Source organism: Bradyrhizobium sp. SRL28, from assembly GCF_018596315.1.
GTDB lineage: Bacteria > Pseudomonadota > Alphaproteobacteria > Rhizobiales > Xanthobacteraceae > Bradyrhizobium.
In genome coordinates this window covers 1-6198 of the sequence record NZ_JAHEAG010000111.1, presented here as the reverse complement: position 1 = coordinate 6198, position 6198 = coordinate 1, and the positions used below count along the sequence as shown (strand labels likewise).

General features: G+C 58.6%; 5 protein-coding genes and 1 pseudogene. 4 read left to right on the top strand and 2 right to left on the bottom strand.

What is annotated here, in order from left to right:
- Positions 1–1620 precede the first annotated feature (1620 nt).
- The 3 genes and pseudogenes from KIP88_RS45170 to KIP88_RS48925 all read left to right on the top strand — a co-directional run.
- Positions 1621–1824 carry a hypothetical protein gene (locus KIP88_RS45170; RefSeq protein ID WP_214494533.1) on the top strand — a complete coding sequence of 68 codons (204 nt, stop codon included), beginning with the start codon at positions 1621–1623 and terminating at the stop codon, positions 1822–1824.
- A 66-nt stretch (positions 1825–1890) separates the two neighbouring features.
- Entirely contained in the window at positions 1891–1998 is a 108-nt protein-coding gene (locus KIP88_RS48930) for a hypothetical protein (RefSeq protein WP_374226613.1), read from the top strand.
- Between the two features lie 544 nt (positions 1999–2542).
- Positions 2543–2722: pseudogene (locus tag KIP88_RS48925) on the top strand (IS701 family transposase); the annotation flags it as partial.
- A gap of 535 nt (positions 2723–3257) precedes the next feature.
- Here the strand turns inward: KIP88_RS48925 and eutC are convergent.
- Both eutC and eutB read right to left on the bottom strand, forming a co-directional pair.
- On the bottom strand, positions 3258–4250 hold the full coding sequence (eutC, locus tag KIP88_RS45160) for an ectoine utilization protein EutC (RefSeq protein ID WP_214494532.1): 993 nt from the start codon (positions 4248–4250) through the stop codon (positions 3258–3260).
- Entirely contained in the window at positions 4250–5233 is a 984-nt protein-coding gene (eutB, locus tag KIP88_RS45155) for a hydroxyectoine utilization dehydratase EutB (RefSeq protein WP_214494531.1), read from the bottom strand. Before eutB ends, eutC begins: the two co-directional genes overlap by 1 nt.
- 777 nt (positions 5234–6010) lie before the next feature.
- On the opposite strand from eutB, the gene KIP88_RS45150 reads away from it, so the two are divergent.
- Positions 6011–6198, top strand: a 188-nt coding sequence (locus KIP88_RS45150; RefSeq protein WP_214494530.1) for a hypothetical protein, incomplete at its 3' end; no start/stop codon positions are given.

The following is a 6198-nucleotide window of genomic DNA, read 5'->3' as shown; positions in this document are numbered from 1 at the left end:
CTGATCGAATTGGGTCTGCTCGATCGCATGAGCAAGTTGATGGATTGCGCAGCCAGCAAATCGACGACGATGTGGATCACGAGGTTCATTACGGTCATCACTGGTTGTAACGAAGGATTGAATCCGTGCTGATACCGCTGAAAGGGGGGGCTTGAGGGATTTAGCCGAACGCGACACTGCTCCCACGACTCGCGACGATGGCCTCGCTCCTGGCCTGCTCGATCAAAACTGTATGGAGGACGCTGAGTAGGGCTTTGTCATCATTCTGCATGAGAAGATCTAATTGGTCATGTGAAACCCGCACGGTGCCACGGTGGAGAGTCGCCCCGGGATTAGTGCGGACGCGGCGCGATGCCTTTATGAGGAAGGTGTCGAAATGCCGATCAATGCGATAAATGGCGCCACACTGATCCGAGCTCGTTTAACTATCTTATGGAACACGATTGTTGAGCCGATCTCGATCGACCAGCGCTTGCGCGGCCTTGAGGCGAAGATCCCTAGCGAGCCGGTGCAATCTCGAAGGCCGAACCGGCCTCATGATCGCCCATGGCGATGACGGTTCATGCTTCGGGTCACAAGGGCGGGATCGCCGTGACCGAGCCATTCTCTGCAGCACCCATCTAGTCTGCGCGCGTAATATTGAAGCCGAAAGCCGAGGCGATGGACACGTTCAACGAAAGAGCGGCGAGAAAACTGGGTTGTGCGAAGGCTAAATGACTTTTACCTCCTTCTGAGCAAGCGTGGCATTGACTTGGTCACGCAGGACGATGAACTTGTCTCTGGTCTACAGACCACAGCGTCTCGCGAGCCGGAAAACGGCGTCTCAGGTTTCTTATCTCGGTATTCCTTGATTTCGTCGTTCCAGGGCACTCGCTTTCACCAATGACCTAAAATGACAGGCCGTTCGGCCCATCGTAATCGCGTCTCACGGCGGGACCTGCTTCCGATTTGAGAGATCGACCTCGGCGACGGTCGTCGCTTCCGTGACAACCGCCACGTCGAGGCGGATCCGCTGGGCGCATCCTCATGGTCAGCGGCCTGAATAGAGCTTCGTCACGTGCGCCGAGACCACCCCAACCATCCGGTTACGATGCCATCGACGCAATCTACAGCAGAAGTCCGGCCATATCTGAGCTTAAATTGCGAGAATTCGGCATTGAGGCGGGGCTATGCTTCCTCCATGACATCGCCGACACATACCCTCTTACAAGCATGGCTTTCCGGCGCAAAGCCGAACCGCATCGCCCCCCGCCTGATCGAGCCATCCGCTTCGGGAAGCTCCGCCGTGTACCTGCTAGTTTCACCAGCGACATACGGAAAATAGAAATGATGACGAATTATGATAGGCAGACCACGGAATCGGCCGATCAGACGCCATTCGTGGATACCCACGAGCATCTGATCGAGGAAAAGCCTGCGCCTTTCCAGCGCGGTCGGTCAGTTGCTGCCGTGCGATGACTGGGCCTGTCTGTTCGCGACCTACGCTGCTGACGATCTGGTGGTAGCAGGAGTGCCGACAGCTGCGCTGCGAAGTTTTCCTCGGGACGGATCTATCAAGCGAGGAAAAATACCGGCTCGTCGCACCCTACTGGGACCGCATCCGTCACACCGGCTATGCCCATGCGCTGCATCATACGGCCGCTCAGAGCGGTGGCGGTGAAATGCTCGATCGCCTATTCTCGCGGACTCGATTTCGCGCCGGTGGCCAAGGCGCATGCGTCGCGGTTCTTTCTGAGCCTTGTCGGCGGCGGTGGAATCAGCGGCAGGTCCTCCATCGGTTCCGAGGACCTCAAGACGCTGAAGGATTTTCTGTTTCGCTACTGAGTTGGCAGGGCTGGGAAGCGTGGCCTACCTGTTAAGCTGCACACCGGTTATCTGGCCGGTCGCGGCGTGATGCAGCTCGGTCACGTTCGCAACAACGCCGCCGATTTCTGTCGCCTGCTGCAGGACTTTCCCGAGACTCGATTCGTCCTTATGCATATCGGCTACCCATACTAAAGAGTTCATCGCGCCGGCCAAATACTATCTGAATGCGGCGATCGACATGTGCTGGACATTGATTATCAATCCGGCAGCGAGCGTTCGCTTCCTGAAGGAGTTTCTGCTGGCCGTTCCGAGCGGCAAGATATTCACATTCGGCGGCGATTAGTATGCGGTTGAGCCAATCTATGGCCACACCTGCATCGCCGCCTTGGCATCGCGCAGGCACTCTCGGAATTAGTAGCCGAAGGCTGGATCGCCCGCGAGGAGACCCCCGACCTCATCGAGCGGATCATGCGTGGCACGCACATCGCTTCTTTCCAAACAGGCGAGGAGCGAAGGCCGGGCCCTGGTGAGCGCCAACCGATGGCGGAGCGCTTTGCGGTGGGCGCTTACGATCAGCTGCATGACTAATCGCTGATGGTGTCTTGAATGCGACACCACTAAACAGAGCTGTTCAATCTGGCAGACCGGCTCGTTGCGGCGATGATGCGGCACCGGTTATCGAGACACGCGGTGCAAGAACGGCGAACACTCGGTCGGTGTCGCTGCGCAATATGCATTGGCTGTTGGCAAAACGGCAAATTGCCAAGCATTGGTGTCACTGACGCTCGCGCGCGGTGAAGTACCGGTGATGATCGCATTGCTCTGTTCCTACCTGAGAGTTGGACGAGCGACGCCGCATAAAGCGCGCCGGTGTACCAGTCGAATACCGAACGCTACCATCCAAGCCAGAGATCGCTTTGGCCGAGATTGCGCGATGGCAGCCGGCGAGCGATTCGGTTGTGTGCTGGCGGACGCCAGGATAAGGCCTCAGTGCGCCATTTCGACAAGGGCTCACGACATGGGAGTCGGCCTGGGCCGTTGTTATCCCTCGTCACCTGAAGGTATACTCGGTGAGCGTCAAGCTGATCTGGCCGGTTGCGATGGGAGGGCGTCTCCGCAAGCGGTTCAGTCCGGACATCCTGTCGATGGCAGCCGAAAACATGCTCGCCGATTCCAAGTGACAAATGTGAGCTGGCAAACCGGGACCTTGTCGTTGATCCGGCTGCGGAGGTCCATGGGCGATGCGCACCCGAACGGCGGCTAGCGGGCTTTCCATCGACTTTAACAGGCGCATTAGTAGTTGAGACCTCCGCCTCAGACGAGCTTGCCGGCGGTACGCCACGCCATCTATCTCATTCCTCGACCGCCATTTCAGCGATGCCCATACTGCCGAAGACGAATTCCTGAAAGCCGATGCAAGTCGCGAGCTCGGCTCCGGCCCGCGCAGTTGCTTAGCTCTCGAAGTCCATGCCGGCCCCTGCAGCGTCCGCTCGTGCGAGCGCGAGCGAGGCGATGGCGGTGTCTTGGATGCCGGTGCCGGTGAGATCTGCGATGGTGATTTGCATCTCGCTCTTGCGACCCATTTTCGACGCGGCGATGATCTCGCCAAGTTCTGGGAAGCTTGTGTCACCTGCAACCACGCCTGCCGCAATGGCATGGCGAAGTTCGCCTAGATGGCGCGCCTGGGTGAGCCTGTCGGCGACATACAGATCGGCTCGGAGGATTGCATTCGGATCGATCTCATTCTTGTGTTCGGCATCCGATCCTATCGCGGTCACGTGCTGTCCGGGTTCCAGCCATGCCGCTCTCAGGATCGGTTTATCGGCCGATGTCGTGGTGACGATGATGTGCGAGCCGGCCACGGCCTTTAGCGGTTCCGCATACGTACTTACGGGGAATCGCAGTTGCGCGGAGAGCTCCTGCGCAACGGTTTGGGCCTTGGAGGCGTTGCGCGCCCAGATACGGGCCTCACGGATCGGTCGAACAAGAGCGAGCGCCTCCAGCTGCAACCTCGCCTGAATTCCAGCACCCAAGACGGCAGCCACGGAAGCGTCCTTGCGAGCGAGATGCTTTGCCGCGACCGCGCCTGCAGCGGCCGTGCGCACGTTTGTCAAATAGCCGTTGTCCAGCAACAGCGCTTGCACCAAACCAGTTTTGCTGGAAAGCAGCACCATCATGCCATTGGTGCTCGGCAGACCGATCTTAGGATTGTCAAAAAAGCCGGGGCTAATCTTAACGGCAAAGCCGTCGAGACCCGGCACGTAGGCCGTCTTAACGTCCACCTCGCCCCGATGTTCGGGAATCTCGAGCCGCAGGATAGGCGGCATCGCCACTGCCTTGGTAGCGAGCCAACGGAACCCGTCCTCGACGCATTGCACTGCCAAGAGGTCAAGCGGCACGATTTGCCTGAGCTCGCGTTCTGTCAGAATTTTAACTTTTGGCATCAGACCTCCTGCCCAAGAGGATTGCTCATCCCGTTGATAACCCGGCGATGCAGTTCCATATCGATATTGCGGCCCGAGAGCACGACCGCTATCGGCCCTCGCAATCCAGCGATCTTGTGGGCGAGCAGCGCCGCGATGCCGACAGCGCCCGCACCTTCAAGAATTTCGCGTTCTTGATCGTAAGCATAACGAATGCCGGCCGCGATCTCACTCTCGCTTAGCAGCACTACGTCATCGAGCAGGGCTCGACAGATAGGGAATGTTAGCTTGTTGTCAAGACCGATGCCACCTCCGAGAGCGTCGGCAAGGCTTGGACATTCCTCCACTTGCACCGGCTTGCCGGCATCGAGGCTCGCCTTCATCGCCGCGCCTCGTTCCATGCTAACCCCTATAACCCGCGCACAAGGCCGCATACTCTTGACCGCTGTTGCGATGCCAGCCGCCAAGCCGCCGCCGGAGAGACCCACAATAACCGTGTTGACATCCGGCATCGCTTCAACAATTTCGAGACCTATCGTGCCCTGTCCGGCGATGATGTTCGGGTGATCGAACGGTGGCAGCATTACAAGCCCCTTAGCCACCAAGCGGTCGACCTCCTGCTGCGCTTCGTCCTGTGAGCCGCCAACGATTCGTACATCCGCACCGAGATTCCGGATTTCCAAGACCTTGTTTTCCGGTACCAGCCGCGACATGCAGATGGTCGCGCGCGAACCCACCCCGCGGGCAGCATAAGAGAGCGCTCGACCATGATTGCCGGTCGAGGCTGCGACCACTCCCCTTGCTCGATCGGCTTCGCTCAGCTGAAGTATGGCATTGATTGCACCCCGTAATTTGAAGCTGCCAGTGGCCTGATGATGCTCAAGCTTCAATCCCACTGGACCACCGCAAAGATCCGAGAGTGCCCGCGAGGGTACGATTGGCGTCGAGAGGATGTGACTGCTGATCCTCCTTCGCGCTTCCTTTGTGATTTCGAGGTCGATCATAGATTTTCCTCAAGCCGGATAGCCACATTTTCGGGCGGCAGACGTGTCGAGGCTGGCTGGAGCCCCGGATCGCTGCGAGCGACATCACCTAACCGAGCTTACGCAAAGAGTGGTCGACGAGCCAAGCGTCGCCGGCCGGGGTGGGCGCAGCCCCGCCCTAGAAGACCAGCAATACGAATGAGCCTAGGCCTTTCAGGTTTCATGGACCGAAGCATATACCGCGATTCAAAGCCGAATTTCCCCAACCCTGCTCGAAAAGGGTTGAAATGGTGCGCTCGGTTGCGAGAATTCAAATGCATGCTGCGAATGATCCGTGCTGCTGCCCGGTGATCCGCGAGCTCCACGAATAAAAGTAGCCATTCACGCTGCCGTATCCTTTGGAGTTTTGCGTCGGCAGCCCCGCGGCACATCATGGCCATTCGTCATCGCGCACGCGCTTGCCATCGCGCGCGGCCAGAGCGATTAGCAATAGCGCCGCCGGCGGGCTGGGGTCACAGTTTGCCGCTTTCCTGCGCCATGTGGACCAAAGCGCAGCATCGCTGCGAACCCGGCAAAAAAAAGCACAGGACGGACGCGGAAGTGAATCTAAAGTCTCGCCGGGACCCCGGCAAATATGTGTTGCCCGATGTGTGATCAACCAGTCCGTTTGCACGAGCTGCTGCATCGGCGAGATTGTTCCTCAACTGGAGCGCGACTTTGCCGTGCCCTTCAGCCGTGCGGACTGTGCGAATTCGGATCCTGGAGCGTCGAGCCAGGCGATGTGAGTGCGTTTCAGGCATGATTTCGCAATTAGAAGGCGGCCGACGTGGCTCGTCCGGTAGTGTCGATAGGGCTTGGAAAACCGCGCTGGAGATAGAGGCCGTACGCAGCTTCTTTGACCTGGACAATAGCAGTCATTTTCGCGGCTTTGGTCAACAAGTCGGCGGCAAAGGCGTTCACAGCCAAGTCGGTTATAATCCACCTAG